The organism is Rheinheimera sp. A13L (genome assembly GCF_000217935.1).
In the GTDB taxonomy this organism is placed as follows: domain Bacteria; phylum Pseudomonadota; class Gammaproteobacteria; order Enterobacterales; family Alteromonadaceae; genus Pararheinheimera.
The window spans coordinates 15058-28937 of the sequence record NZ_AFHI01000016.1 but is presented as its reverse complement, the minus strand read 5'-3'; the positions used below and the strand labels follow the sequence as shown (position 1 = coordinate 28937).

Sequence of the window (13880 nt, the reverse complement as noted above, 5' to 3'; positions counted from 1 at the left end):
ATACCAAAAGTCTTAGTTCTTTTTGGCAAACATCTTAAAAATACCGGAGAAATCTTCTTTGCCGTGGCCCTGACGTTGATGTGCCACATATAAGCTGCGGGCTAAGGTTCCCATAGGGGTGCTGGACTGGCTCGATAAGGCTGTTTCTGTGGCAAGCGATAAATCTTTTGCCATTAGATCCACCATAAAGCCGCCCTGATACGCATTGCTTGAAGGTACATTTGGCATCACATCCGGGCACGGATTATACAGCTCTAAAGTCCAGTTGCGGCCTGAGCTTTTCAGCATAATATCGGACAAAGTTTTTGGATCCAGACCATTGTCTATGCCCATTTGCAGCGCTTCACTGGTGCCCACCATTAAAATAGACAACAGCATATTATTACAAATTTTCGCCACCTGGCCCGCGCCTACATCTCCTGCATGAAACAGGTTTTTTCCCATCACAGAAAGTACAGGTTCGGCCCGGTTAAAGTTTTGCTCTGAACCACCGACAATAAAGGTCAGAGTGCCGGCTTTAGCACCACCTACACCACCAGAGACTGGCGCGTCGATAAAGGCTATGCCCTGTTCTGCCAGCTCAGCCCCTACTTTGCGGGCCGTAGTGGCGTCAATAGTTGAACAATCGATGACTAAGGCATCTTTGCCAATCACTGAAGCTATGCCATTTTCGCCTGTGTACACCATAGCCACATGTTTACCAGCAGGCAGCATAGAGATCACAAAATCTGCCCCTGTTGCGGCTTCGGCTGCCGAAGTACAAGCTGTAGCGCCTTCTAAGGCTAATTGTTCTAAAGCTGTTTCTGACAAATCAAAAGCCTGAACCTGGAAGCCTGCTTTTAATAAATTGCTGGCCATTGGGCCGCCCATATTGCCTAAACCAATAAATGCGACCGTTGTTTGAAGAGTAGCGTGCATATTAATGCTCCAATGAACCTAAATGTTGTAATGGATGTAAGTCGGCAGCCCAGGGTGAATGAAACAGCTGATTAATCACATCTGCAGGCACTTGAGCTACGGTTTTATACAGCCAGTCTGGCTTTTGATCTTTATCAATCAGCAGCGCCCTTACCCCTTCGGTGAATTCACCCAGTTTGCCACACTGCACACTTAAGCCCAGCTCCAGCCGGAACGAATCGGCCAGAATTTTGCTTTGGCCAAGCTCCAACAAGCGATACACAATATGAGCGGTAATAGGGCTACCGTACTGCAAAGAGGCTTTGGCTTTGGTCAGCCAGCTGTCTTCGTTTGGCATCGCCTGGATCAGTTCAACCGCCTGCTGCAAGGAAGTAGCACGGCCTACGGCGCTGATAGAATTCTGGTGCAAACGAATTTGGCTTGGCGGCATCTGACTGCGGCACATATCTTCCATGCCTAATAATAAATCGGTCAGCTTCTGATGATTCAGCGCTATGGTATTGCCCCATTTCACTTGAGTTAATTTATCCAGCAGCGCAGCTTTTTTGTCATGAGTTAAAAAATGATCGGCTAAATCAATGAGTTTGGCGTCGGATGAATTGATGGATGCGCCCGTTAAACCCAAAAACAAGCCACAACCTTCCGGCATACGGTTTAAAAACCAGCTGCCGCCCACATCAGGGTATAAACCTATGGCCATTTCCGGCATAGCAATACGACTGGTTGCAGTAACAATACGATGTGAAGCACCTGCCATCAGGCCTAAACCACCGCCCATGACAATGCCATTGCCCCAAACCAGTACTGGTTTTTCAAAGGTATGAATTAAATAGTCAAGATTGTATTCTTTAGTGAAAAAGTCTTCGACATAAGGCTGAAAAGTACCTGGCGCTGCTTTCATCGCCTGATATAAATCGCGGATATCGCCACCGGCGCAAAAGGCTTTATCACCAGCGCCCTGCAGTATCACCATGGCAATGTTGTTGTCGTTTTTCCATTGCTGCATTTGCGGCAGCAAGAGTTCAACCATGGGCAAACTCAGCGCATTTAAAGATTTCTCTGAGTTTAAAGTGGCTATGCCAATAATTTTACCGCCCACACTGGCGATTTCTTCAAACAGCACCACATCCCGTTGTGGAGATTGATCTGTTACAGCTTGTTCTGTTTTTGTGTTCAATTCTGTCATAGTGCTTTATCCATTAATCCAGCTGGCTTTACGTTTTTGCAAAAACGCCTGCACCCCTTCCACCTGATCCTGAGTATCAAACAACTTCACAAACAGCTCACGCTCCAAAGGCAAAGCCGTTTGCACAGGAGCACTGCGGCCCTTTTGGATCAGCTGCTTACAGGCAGCCACTGCGGGTGGACTTTGCTCTGCCACTTTATCAGCCAGCAATAAAGCGGCTTCAAGTGCCATTCCTGTGCCTACCACTTCTTCGACTAAACCTATGTGTAAGGCTTTGTCTGCTGTTAGACGTTCACCACACAAGATCATTCGTTTTGCCCAGCCTTCACCGACTAAGATCGCCAGATTCTGAGTGCCACCTGCACAAGGCAATAAACCAACTTTGGCTTCAGGTAAAGCCATTTGCGCCTGAGTTTCAGCAATACGGATATCACAGGCTAAAGCTACTTCCAGGCCGCCGCCCATGGCATAGCCGTTGATGGCCGCAATGGACACACCACGAAAGGCCGTTAAGGTTTCAAAAGCTTCGCCAAAAATAGCCGATATATCAGCAGCAACTGCTTTGTCACCTGAGGCAAACAAATTTAAATCAGCACCAGCTGAAAAGAATTTTTCACCTTCGCCTGTGATCACTAAAGCATAAATGTTTTTGTCCTGCTCCAAAGATTTCACAGCATCACGCAATTGCGTCAGGGTGTCTTTGGTCCAGGTATTGGCAGGAGGATTTGCCATGGTAATTAAAGCGGTATGGCCGCGTTTTTCGAGTTTGAGTTGTGCCATAAAATCTCCGTTTCTACCGGGCTTCATTGAATTTGGCCGGTTAGCTTTTTACCGATAATTACGCGCACTATAACCCTAAGTAATTGGAGTTGCAGCGCGACGACAAGCGCACGAGACCCCAGGAGCATAGTTTACCTATGTGACTGAGGCGTGCTTTTTATCTACAATCAGGCAGCTAACAAAGCTGCGGCTTCAAGTACGACGGGCTTAAATTTATAAGATCTCGTTGGCTGCTTCGTCTAGTAAACGTCGACCTATAATCAGTCGCATAATTTCATTGGTGCCTTCCAAAATCTGGTGCACCCGTACATCACGGAAATGCCTTTCCAGCGGATATTCTTTGATATAGCCATAACCACCGTGGATTTGTAGCGCCTGATCACAGACCGCAAAACCCACATCTGTGGCAAAACGTTTGGCCATAGCGCAGTAGGCTGTTTTTTCCGGGTCGTTTGAATCCAGTTTAAAAGCGGCTAAACGCACTAATTGACGGGCTGCAACCAGTTCTGTTGCCATATCTGCCAGTTTAAATTGCAAGGCCTGAAAAGCTGCCAGTGGTTTACCAAACTGCTGACGTTCCAGCATATAGTTACGGGCTGTATTTAACGCTTGTTGCGCTGTGCCAATAGAGCAAGTGGCAATATTAATACGGCCGCCGTCTAAGCCTTTCATCGCAAAACCAAAACCTTCACCTTCGTTTCCGAGCAGGTAATGGGCGGGAATTCGTACATTATCAAAAGTGATTAAGCGGGTTGGCTGAGCATTCCAGCCCATTTTCTCTTCGGCTTTGCCGTAAATGACGCCTTGTGCATCCGCTGGTACGATAAAAGCGGAGATGCCTTTAGGACCGGCTTCACCGGTGCGTGCCATCACCACTAAAACTTCAGTTTCGCCAGCACCAGAGATAAACATCTTGGAGCCATTGAGCACATAGTGATCGCCATCTTTTTTTGCGCTGGTACGCAAAGACGCCGCATCTGAACCGGAACCTGGTTCAGTTAAACAATAAGAGGCCAGCTTTTCACCTGTGACTAACTCCGGGCACCACTGTGCTTTGGCATCTTCAGTGCCCCAGGTTGCAATCATCCATGTCGCCATATTATGGATGGTTAACATTGCAGTTGTTGCGGTGCAGCCCATAGACAACTGTTCAAAAATAATGCTGGAGTCTAAACGGGATAAACCCATACCACCTTGATCTTCAGGCGTGTATAAAGAACAAAAACCCAGCTCACCGGCTTTTTGGATCACAGCTTTTGGAAAATGGTGATCCCGATCCCAGGCTGCAGCATGTGGCGCCAGTTCCTGGTCAGCGAATTGTTTAGCGACCTCAACAAAGGCCTTTTGATCGTCTGTTAAATTAAAATTCATCACATCACCCTGCAATTAGCTACAGAACAGTGTCTATGCACTTTTTACGTTCCTGCTGATTTGTTGCTATACACGTTTTTACGCGTTTTTGTCTGGCTTGGTTGTTTGCCTTGAGGCTTTTTTCCTCAGGCTTTTTTAAAGAAGCGTTCTGTTTTTACACAGAACGCTTGTACCCTGACGTTAATTAACGCAGGTTGATCGACATATTTGGGCCTGACACCGGAATGGAGTCATCAAACCAACGGGCTGTGATGGTTTTAGTTTCAGTATAAAAACGCACAGCTTGTTTACCATAAGCATGTTGATCGCCATAAAACGATCCCTTCCAGCCAGTGAAAGAGAAAAATGGCAGAGGCACAGGAATTGGAATATTAATACCGACCTGACCTACTTCAATTTCATGCTGATATTTACGTGCAGCTGCGCCGCTGGCAGTAAAAATAGAAGTACCGTTGCCGTATGGGCTGTTATTCACCAGAGCTATGGCATCTTCCAAAGAGGCAGCGTTAACAGTAGCCAGCACAGGGCCAAATATCTCTTCTTTATAGATGGTCATATCTGCAGTGACATCACTGAATACGGTAGGACCTACCCAGTTGCCGTTTGGATAACCAGCTACTTTGACATCGGAGCCATCCACTAAACAAGTGGCGCCTTCTACTTTGCCTTGTTCTATTAAAGACAAAATACGGGCTTTGGCCTGAGGGCTGATTTGTGGGCCGTAGGCCGCTTCCGGGTCTGTGTAAACGCCAGGGCGAACTTTGGCGATCGCAGCAGCTACTTCAGGGATCCACTGCTGCGACTCACCAACAAATACAGCCACAGAAATGGCCATACAACGCTGACCTGCAGCACCTACTGAAGCACCAACTAACGCATTGATCACTTGCTGTTTATTCGCATCCGGCATTACGACCATATGGTTTTTGGCACCGGCAAAAGCCTGCACACGTTTTAAATGATCAGTGCCTGTTTTGTAGATGTATTGGCCCACGTTTACCGAGCCGACAAAAGAAATAGCTTTGATATCCGGGTGACGTAATAACACATCGACTTGTTCTTTATTGCCATGCACAACCTGCAGTACGCCTTTAGGTGCGCCAGCTAAAGCAAACAGCTCAGCGATTTTATTCACTGTCATTGGGTCTTGTTCGGAGGGTTTTAAAATAAAAGTATTACCACAGGCAATAGCCATAGGGAACATCCACAGCGGGATCATAGCCGGGAAGTTAAATGGCGTAATACCAGCACAGACGCCTAAAGGCTGAATGTAGCTGTAGGTGTCAATGCTGCGCGCTACGTTTTCAACAGTCTCACCCATCATTAACGAAGGAATATTGGCGGCTTGTTCTACCACTTCAATACCACGCCAGACGTCGCCTTTGGCATCTTCCACTGTTTTGCCTAATTCACGGCAAATAATGTCAGCGATTTCCGCCTGGTGTTCTTTTAATAAATGTGCAAAACGCATCATTAAACGGGCACGCTCTGATACCGGCACTTCTTTCCAGCTTTTAAAAGCTTCTTTGGCCGATGCAATAGCAAAAGCCATTTCTTCTGCTGTAGTGCAAGGCACCTGAGCTATGACGTCCTGAGTAGCAGGATCCGTCACAGGAATAAAGCGTTCGGACTTGGACGGGATAAATTCACCGTTGATAAATAACTGAACCTGATGGGCCATAACTACTTCTCTCCCCTTTATAGCCTTCGTACTTGATGCCACAGTTCTGCAACGTTAATGACGAAGGCTATCTGTTGTTAAATTAAACCTGTTGATTTGAATATATTTTTTATTAAACTTTTAAAGCAAAAGGCGCAGTGTCTACCGCGCCTTTTTTATCAGTTACGGCAGCTCTACCGCTAAAGCCACTGCTTCGCCACCGCCTATACATAAAGTAGCGACACCACGTTTTAAGCCGCGTGCTTTTAAGGCGTGAATTAAAGTCACAAGAATACGGGCGCCTGAAGCACCTATAGGATGACCCAAAGCACAAGCGCCACCGTTGACGTTGACTTTATTCACATCCAGATTCAGCTCTTTAATCGCAAGCATAGTCACCATGGCAAAAGCTTCGTTAATTTCCCACAAGTCCACATCTGTTGTTGCCCAGCCTAAGCTGGCTAACAGCTTAGTCACAGCGCCTACTGGTGCTACAGTGAACAGCTCTGGTTCTTGCGAATGAGTGGCATGACCCACTACATGAGCCAATACGGTTTTGTTTTGCGCTTTGGCTTCGTCAGCACGCATCAGGACTAAAGCTGCAGCGCCGTCAGAAATAGAACTGGAGTTGGCTGCAGTGATAGTGCCGTCTTTCGCAAAGGCAGGTCTTAAGGTAGGAATTTTGTCGACTTTAGCGTTGCCAGGCTGTTCGTCTGTGGCAAAAGTCACATCGCCTTTACGCGTCTGGAAAATCACAGGGGTGATTTCTTCAACAAAAGCGCCAGAATTGATGGCGTGCTGAGCACGTGTGAGTGACAACACAGCAAATTCATCCATCTGAGTGCGGCTAAAATCGTGCTCGTCGGCAGTTTTCTGAGCAAAACAGCCCATGGCTTTGCCATCGTAGGCGTTTTCCAGACCATCCAGCATCATATGATCTTTGACTTCACCATGACCCATACGCATACCAGCGCGGGCTTTTGGCAGAATATAAGGCGCGTTAGACATAGACTCCATGCCACCAGCAACCACCACATCAGCAGAACCAGCACGCAACAGATCAGCAGCTAACATCACAGATTTTAAACCTGAACCACAGACTTTATTGATAGTGGTAGCACCGGCTGATAAAGGTAAACCCGCTTTTAACGTAGCCTGACGAGCTGGAGCCTGACCTAAACCTGCAGGTAATACACACCCCATAATCACTTCACTGACCCTGGCTCCATCAATAGCAGCTTGTTCTAAAGCAGCTTTAATAGCTTGTGCGCCTAAATCTGTGCTGCTGACGTCAGCTAAGCCGCCTAAAAATCCACCCATTGCCGTTCTTTTGGCTGCCACTATGGCAATTTTTTCGTGCTGCGCCATGTTCATTTCTCCGTCGTTCAGAAGCATGATGAAAAAGTTGGGCCTGAGACTACACCAAATTTACGTTTACGCCAACGTCAACTAGCTAACACTATGGTCCTATACAGTACTAAAGGTTCAGAAAAATGCACGCTCTGCAGCCCTTCTTTGGCACTTTAACTTTACAAAGGAGTAGCGCAATCCGCCTCCAGCCCTTATTGGACGCGAACACAGCTTTACCTTTACGTAAACTTCACTTATAGTTGTCGCCACTTTAGCACAAGGCCAAAATGACGACCCAAATGACTGCCAAAAAGACTGAAACAGACGATAAAACCTACAGCATCAGCGAGCTGGCAAAAGAGTTTGATATCACCACCCGTAGTATTCGTTTCTACGAAGACCAGGGCTTACTGACGCCTTTACGACAGGGACAAACCCGTATTTACAGCCGCAGAGACAGGGTACGACTGAAATTAATTTTACGTGGTAAACGACTGGGTTTTAGTTTGTCAGAAACAGGCCAGTTATTTGAGTTGTACGATGCAGATAAAAGCAGCGTGACGCAACTGAGCACCATGCTGAAACTGATAGAACATAAAAAAGCTGAACTGCACCAGCAGATGGATGACATCAAAGTGGTGCTAATGGAATTAGTGACAGTGGAAAAACGCTGCCGCGAAACTCTGGATCAGGCCAAACAAGTTAAAGAACCGAATTAATTAAAAACTAAATTAAACAAAATCAAACATTGCAATAACCTGCAGATAGGGATCAACAGTCATGATTAGCACATACAAAACATTAAATTACGATCTGGGCGAAACAGTCGACATGATCCGTGAACAGGTGAACAGCTTTGCCCGTGATGAGATTGCGCCGCGTGCAGCACAAATCGACCATGACAACGAATTCCCAAATGACTTATGGCGTAAATTTGGCGACCTGGGTTTATTAGGTATTACGGTTGACGAACAATATGGTGGCTCAGGGTTGGGTTACCTGGAACACATAGTGGCGATGGAAGAAATCAGCCGCGCTTCTGCTTCTGTGGCTTTGTCCTACGGCGCGCATTCGAATTTATGTGTCAATCAGATCGCCCGTAACGGCAACGAAGCGCAAAAACGAAAGTACCTGCCCAAGTTATGTTCTGGTGAACATATTGGCGCTCTGGCGATGTCTGAGCCAAACGCAGGTTCAGATGTAGTCTCGATGAAATTACGCGCCGATAAACAAGGTGACCGTTATATTTTAAACGGCAACAAAATGTGGATAACCAACGGCCCTGACGCTCACACTTACGTCATTTACGCCAAAACCGACATCAATGCCGGTTCTAAAGGCATGACAGCTTTTATTGTTGAACGTGGTTTTAAAGGCTTCAGCCAGGCGCAGAAACTCGACAAACTGGGTATGCGTGGATCAAATACCTGTGAGCTGGTGTTTGAAGACTGTGAAGTACCGGAAGAAAACGTATTAGGCACCATAGGCACAGGCGCCCGTGTACTGATGTCAGGTCTGGACTATGAGCGTGTGGTGTTATCCGGCGGTCCGCTTGGCATTATGCAAGCTTGTATGGATGTAGTCGTGCCTTATATCCACGACCGGAAACAGTTTGGTCAGTCTATTGGTGAATTCCAACTGGTCCAGGGCAAAGTAGCGGATATGTACACCAAAATGAATGCAGCCCGCGCTTATGTCTATACAGTCGCCAAAGCCTGTGACCGTGGTGAAACCACCCGTAAAGATGCAGCTGGCGCTATTTTATACAGCGCAGAGCTGGCCACCCAGATGGCACTGGATGCAATCCAGCTGTTAGGTGGCAATGGTTATATCAATGAATACCCTACAGGACGTTTGTTACGTGATGCCAAGCTGTACGAAATAGGTGCTGGCACTTCAGAAATTCGCCGCATGTTAATAGGCCGCGAGTTATTTAACGAATCGAACTAATTTCTTTACCAGCAAAGGTGAAGGGGAAATCCGAAGCAAAACGCCGACACGCCCGTAAACCCGTCCTTGGGGGGCTCGTGTCGCTGCCATCCCTGGCGCTCTACGGTCGGCTTATTTGTTACGTATTTCCCTTTTGACGTTTCATATCTTTTCCCACTACTTTTGAAGGTCGAGTCAAGTCCGTTCGATCCGTAGGTGGAGAGAAGATAAAAGCAAATCCCGATAGCCAAAGGTGGTGAACGTGGCCAGACTGAACAGCAAAATTAATCCACGCAGTGACGAATTTATCCAGAACGCTCAGGCGATGCAGCTGCTGGTGGATGATTTAGAGCAAAAAGTACAACAAATCAAGTTAGGCGGCGGCGAAGCCTTGATTGCCCGTCATACTTCGCGCGGCAAGCTGTTTGTCCGTGATCGTATTCAGAAATTGCTGGACCCTGGTTCCCCCTTTTTAGAAGTGGGTCAGTTTGCTGGCTGGCAATGTTATGACGACTATGTACCAGCTGCAGGTGTGGTCGCTGGCATAGGCCGGGTGAATGGTGTCGAGTGCATGATTGTAGCCAACGATGCGACAGTCAAAGGCGGCACTTATTACCCGCTGACCGTGAAAAAACACTTACGTGCTCAGGAGATTGCCGAAACCTGCATGTTGCCTTGTATTTATCTGGTCGACTCAGGTGGCGCTAACCTGCCCCGCCAGGACGATGTATTCCCCGATAAACTGCACTTTGGGCGTATCTTCTTTAATCAGGCACGTATGTCTGCCAAGGGTATTCCGCAAATTGCGGTGGTGATGGGGCTTTGTACTGCAGGTGGTGCTTATGTGCCAGCTATGGCCGATGAAAGTATTATCGTCAAAGATCAGGGCACTATCTTTTTAGCTGGCCCGCCTTTGGTGAAAGCTGCTACAGGCGAAGAAGTCACGGCAGAAGAATTAGGTGGCGCTGATGTGCACTGCAAAATTTCTGGTGTGGCCGATCACTATGCACTCAATGATGAACATGCTCTGCAACTGGCACGTAATGCCGTCAGCCGCCTGAATCATCAAAAACCAGTGCAAGGTGATGTGCGCCCTGTCGAAGCACCACTTTATGATGCCGGCGAGCTGTACGGCATAGTCGGCACCGATCTGAAAAAGCCTTTTGATGTGCGTGAAGTGATAGCCCGTATTGTGGATGCCTCTGACTTTGATGAATTTAAACAGTTCTATGGCGCTACTTTGGTCTGTGGTTTTGCCCGCATTTTTGGTCAGCCCATCGGCATAGTGGCCAATAACGGCATTCTGTTTTCTGAGTCAGCACAAAAAGGCGCGCACTTTATTGAGCTCTGTGCCCAGCGCAAAATCCCATTGTTGTTCCTGCAAAATATCACCGGCTTTATGGTCGGTAAAAAGTACGAAGCTGAAGGTATTGCCAAACACGGCGCCAAAATGGTGATGGCAGTGTCTTGTGCCAATGTGCCGAAATTTACTGTGCTCATCGGTGGCTCTTATGGCGCAGGTAACTACGGTATGTGTGGCCGCGCTTACGACCCAACCATGATGTGGATGTGGCCCAATGCCCGTATTTCTGTGATGGGTGGTGAACAGGCCGCTGGTGTGATGGCGACAGTGACTAAAGATGCCTTAGCCCGCAAAGGTGAAACCCTGACAGCTGAAGCTGAACAGGCTATACGTCAACCTATTGTCGCCCAGTACGAGCAACAAGGTCACCCTTATTACGCCAGTGCGCGGTTATGGGATGACGGCATTATCGACCCGTCACAAACCCGTATGGTGGTGGGCCTTGCACTGAGCGCAGCGCTGAATGCGCCAGTCGCCGAATCCAAATTTGGCGTGTTCCGCATGTAGTGCAAAAGGCACAGGAGTAAAAAATGCAAAACTATAAAACTATTACTACCTCGTTAACTACAGCTGGTGTTGCAGAATTAGTACTCAACCGCGCCGAAGTGCATAACGCCTTTGACGACAGCATGATTGGCGAACTCATCAGTGCCTTAAAAAGTCTGGCAGCTAATCCCGCTGTACGGGTGCTGTTGCTCAAATCCACTGGTAAAAACTTCAGTGCAGGTGCAGATCTGAACTGGATGCGCTCTATGGCTGAGAAAAACTACCAGCAGAACTTAGAAGATGCAGGCCAGTTAGCAGAGCTGATGCGCCAGTTGGATTGCTTCCCTGCCCCAACCATAGCTTTAGTGCAAGGTGCAGCTTTTGGCGGCGCTTTAGGTTTAGTCTCCTGCTGTGACATAGCCCTTGCCGAACAAGGCGCCAGCTTTTGTTTAAGCGAAGTGAAAATTGGTTTAATACCAGCCGTGATCAGCCCCTACGTGATGCGCGCTATTGGCGAACGTGCCAGCCGCCGTTACTTCTTAACCGCAGAACGTTTTGACGCCGACACAGCCTTAAATTTAGGTTTAGTGCATCAGTTGGTGGAAGCTGGTGGTCTTGCAGATGCCGCAGAACACTTTGTTGGTATTTTGCTGAACAACAGCCCTGCAGCTTTGCGCTGCGCTAAAGAATTGATGGCAGCTGTGAATCATCAGCCGATTAATCAGCAGCTTATAGACAGCACTTCAGCCCGTATTGCCGCTATTCGGGTGTCGGCTGAAGGTCAGGAAGGTTTAAACGCCTTTTTACAAAAACGTACTCCGGCCTGGATCCGGTCAGAATAAGGAAAAACAGACTGATGTTTCGCAAAATTTTGATCGCCAACCGGGGCGAAATCGCCTGCCGTGTCATAGAAACCGCCCATAAACTTGGCATTCGTTGTGTGGCTGTGTACTCAGAAGCTGACGCCAATGCCCGTCATGTGCATATGGCCGATGAAGCCTTTTTATTAGGCCCTGCACCAAGTAAAGAGTCCTATTTACGGGCTGATAAAATTCTGGAAATCGCCAAATTAAGTGGCGCCGAAGCAGTGCACCCTGGTTATGGTTTTTTATCAGAAAACGAAGGTTTTGCAGAGGCTTGTGCCAAAGCAGGTGTGGTCTTTATTGGCCCGCCAGTGTCTGCCATAGCCGCTATGGGCAGCAAAAGTGCCGCCAAAGAGATTATGACCCAGGCCGGTGTGCCTTTAGTGCCAGGTTACCATGGTGACAATCAGGACCCCGCCTTTTTACAGCAACAAGCTGATTTAGTGGGTTACCCCCTGCTGTTAAAGGCCGCTTATGGTGGCGGTGGCAAAGGTATGCGCGTGGTCTGGAACAGTGGCGAATTTGCCGAAGCCTTGGGAGGTGCCAAACGTGAAGCCCTAAACGGCTTTGGCAATGACAAAGTGCTGATGGAACGTTACCTGACTAAACCACGCCATGTTGAAATTCAGGTCTTTGCCGACAGTTTTGGCAATGCGGTGTATTTAGCAGAGCGTGACTGCTCTATTCAGCGCCGTCACCAGAAAGTAATTGAAGAAGCACCAGCACCAAATTTCAGTAGCGAGCAGCGTAAAGCCATGGGTGAAGCTGCAGTGAAAGCCGCTCAGGCTATTGCCTATCAGGGCGCAGGCACAGTTGAATTTTTATTTGACGAAGACGGCTCCTTCTATTTTATGGAAATGAATACCCGTCTGCAGGTCGAACACCCTGTGACAGAAATGATCACAGGTCAGGATCTGGTGAAATGGCAGTTATTAGTCGCCAGCGGCCAGCCTTTGCCTTTGACTCAGGAGCAAGTCACCATTGATGGCCATGCCATTGAAGTGCGTGTTTATGCTGAAGATCCGGATCATGATTTCCTGCCTGCCACAGGTAAACTGACCTATTTACGCCAGCCAGAGCAAAGCCGTTATGTGCGGGTCGATACTGGTGTGGTCGAAAACGACGAAGTTTCGCCTTTTTACGATCCTATGATTGCCAAACTGATTGTCTGGGATGAAAATCGCGATCGCGCTATAGCCCGGATGTTGCGTGCTTTGGATGATTACCGCATTGCTGGTGTAAAAAACAACCTGAATTTCTTAACCCGTTTAGTCGAGCAACCTGCTTTTGCCAAAGCCGAGCTGGATACCCATTTTATTGAACGGCATAAAGAATCCTTGTTTGCACCAGGTCAGTCTGAAACCGAACAAGCCAGCTTATTGGCTGCGCTTTATTTGTTTTTAAAGGAACGTTCAGACACGACGAACGACCAAAGCCCATGGGCCTTGTGTTCAGGCTGGCGTTTAAATGAAGTCTCTACAGTGTCTTTCCCGCTGATTTATCAGGAAGAGACGCGTGTAGTTAGCATCAGCTCTGAAGGCAAAGCACTCAGCTTAACCCAGCAAGCGGTGATCACCCCTGCCACTGCCAGCTTACAAAACGATGAACTGCAGGCCAATTTAAATGGCCATAGGGTCAAAGTGCGGGTCAGCCAGTATCAGGATACGGTGTCGGTTTTTATCAAACATCATAGATATGACTTTATTTACCAGACGCAGGTGCAAACCCAGGTCGATGATAGCGCCTCTGCTGGCAGCCTGACGGCACCAATGAACGGCACCATAGTCGCAGTGATGGTCGAAAAAGGCGCTGTTGTCAGTGCTGGCCAGACGCTTTTAGTGATGGAAGCGATGAAAATGGAATACAGCATCAAGGCGCCTAAAGATGGTGTGGTTAATCAGCTGTTTTATGCCGCTGGTGATTTAGTCAAAGACGGTGCTCAGCTGGTCGATTTTACGGCTGCGGACTAACGCA

The 13880-nt window shown here is 47.9% G+C and carries 11 protein-coding genes; 5 read left to right on the top strand and 6 right to left on the bottom strand.

Annotated elements, in window-relative coordinates; translation table 11 throughout:
• Positions 1–12: 12 nt before the first annotated feature.
• The 6 genes from mmsB to RHEIN_RS10295 all read right to left on the bottom strand — a co-directional run bounded on the left by mmsB (position 13) and on the right by RHEIN_RS10295 (position 7283).
• On the bottom strand, positions 13–918 hold the full coding sequence (mmsB, locus tag RHEIN_RS10320) for a 3-hydroxyisobutyrate dehydrogenase (RefSeq protein ID WP_008898915.1): 906 nt from the start codon (positions 916–918) through the stop codon (positions 13–15).
• Position 919: 1 nt separating this feature from the next.
• Positions 920–2104, bottom strand: coding sequence for an enoyl-CoA hydratase/isomerase family protein (locus RHEIN_RS10315; RefSeq protein WP_008898914.1), 1185 nt, complete (start codon positions 2102–2104; stop codon positions 920–922).
• A gap of 6 nt (positions 2105–2110) precedes the next feature.
• Complete coding sequence (locus RHEIN_RS10310; RefSeq protein WP_008898913.1) at positions 2111–2884, bottom strand: enoyl-CoA hydratase; 774 nt, start codon at positions 2882–2884, stop codon at positions 2111–2113.
• A 213-nt stretch (positions 2885–3097) separates the two neighbouring features.
• Positions 3098–4255, bottom strand: coding sequence for an acyl-CoA dehydrogenase family protein (locus RHEIN_RS10305; protein ID WP_008898912.1), 1158 nt, complete (start codon positions 4253–4255; stop codon positions 3098–3100).
• A gap of 184 nt (positions 4256–4439) precedes the next feature.
• Positions 4440–5936, bottom strand: a complete 1497-nt coding sequence (locus tag RHEIN_RS10300; protein ID WP_008898911.1) for a CoA-acylating methylmalonate-semialdehyde dehydrogenase — start codon at positions 5934–5936, stop codon at positions 4440–4442.
• Between the two features lie 162 nt (positions 5937–6098).
• Positions 6099–7283 (bottom strand): thiolase family protein, encoded by a 1185-nt coding sequence (locus tag RHEIN_RS10295; RefSeq protein ID WP_008898910.1) that lies wholly within the window; start codon positions 7281–7283, stop codon positions 6099–6101.
• Positions 7284–7564: 281 nt separating this feature from the next.
• Between RHEIN_RS10295 and RHEIN_RS10290 the strand changes: the two genes are divergently transcribed.
• From RHEIN_RS10290 to RHEIN_RS10270, 5 genes are all read left to right on the top strand, one after another.
• The gene (locus RHEIN_RS10290) at positions 7565–7984 is read left to right on the top strand and encodes a MerR family transcriptional regulator (protein WP_040554967.1); all 420 of its coding nucleotides are present in this window, start codon (positions 7565–7567) and stop codon (positions 7982–7984) included.
• Positions 7985–8045: 61 nt separating this feature from the next.
• Positions 8046–9215 carry an isovaleryl-CoA dehydrogenase gene (locus RHEIN_RS10285; protein ID WP_008898908.1) on the top strand — a complete coding sequence of 390 codons (1170 nt, stop codon included), beginning with the start codon at positions 8046–8048 and terminating at the stop codon, positions 9213–9215.
• A 241-nt stretch (positions 9216–9456) separates the two neighbouring features.
• Entirely contained in the window at positions 9457–11064 is a 1608-nt protein-coding gene (locus RHEIN_RS10280) for a carboxyl transferase domain-containing protein (protein ID WP_008898907.1), read from the top strand.
• 23 nt (positions 11065–11087) lie between these two features.
• Entirely contained in the window at positions 11088–11885 is a 798-nt protein-coding gene (locus RHEIN_RS10275; RefSeq protein ID WP_008898906.1) for an enoyl-CoA hydratase-related protein, read from the top strand.
• Between the two features lie 14 nt (positions 11886–11899).
• Positions 11900–13876, top strand: a complete 1977-nt coding sequence (locus RHEIN_RS10270) for an acetyl/propionyl/methylcrotonyl-CoA carboxylase subunit alpha (RefSeq protein ID WP_008898905.1) — start codon at positions 11900–11902, stop codon at positions 13874–13876.
• Positions 13877–13880 lie beyond the last annotated feature (4 nt).

Bases quoted from the DNA above. Each gene is read 5' to 3' on its own strand.
- mmsB (WP_008898915.1), bottom strand. From the start codon at position 918: ATGCACGCTACTCTTCAAACAACGGTCGCATTTATTGGTTTAGGCAAT.
- RHEIN_RS10305 (WP_008898912.1), bottom strand. From the start codon at position 4,255: ATGAATTTTAATTTAACAGACGATCAAAAGGCCTTTGTTGAGGTCGCT.
- RHEIN_RS10310 (WP_008898913.1), bottom strand. From the start codon at position 2,884: ATGGCACAACTCAAACTCGAAAAACGCGGCCATACCGCTTTAATTACC.
- RHEIN_RS10290 (WP_040554967.1), top strand. From the start codon at position 7,565: ATGACTGCCAAAAAGACTGAAACAGACGATAAAACCTACAGCATCAGC.
- RHEIN_RS10270 (WP_008898905.1), top strand. From the start codon at position 11,900: ATGTTTCGCAAAATTTTGATCGCCAACCGGGGCGAAATCGCCTGCCGT.
- RHEIN_RS10295 (WP_008898910.1), bottom strand. From the start codon at position 7,283: ATGGCGCAGCACGAAAAAATTGCCATAGTGGCAGCCAAAAGAACGGCA.
- RHEIN_RS10315 (WP_008898914.1), bottom strand. From the start codon at position 2,104: ATGACAGAATTGAACACAAAAACAGAACAAGCTGTAACAGATCAATCT.
- RHEIN_RS10275 (WP_008898906.1), top strand. From the start codon at position 11,088: ATGCAAAACTATAAAACTATTACTACCTCGTTAACTACAGCTGGTGTT.
- RHEIN_RS10285 (WP_008898908.1), top strand. From the start codon at position 8,046: ATGATTAGCACATACAAAACATTAAATTACGATCTGGGCGAAACAGTC.
- RHEIN_RS10300 (WP_008898911.1), bottom strand. From the start codon at position 5,936: ATGGCCCATCAGGTTCAGTTATTTATCAACGGTGAATTTATCCCGTCC.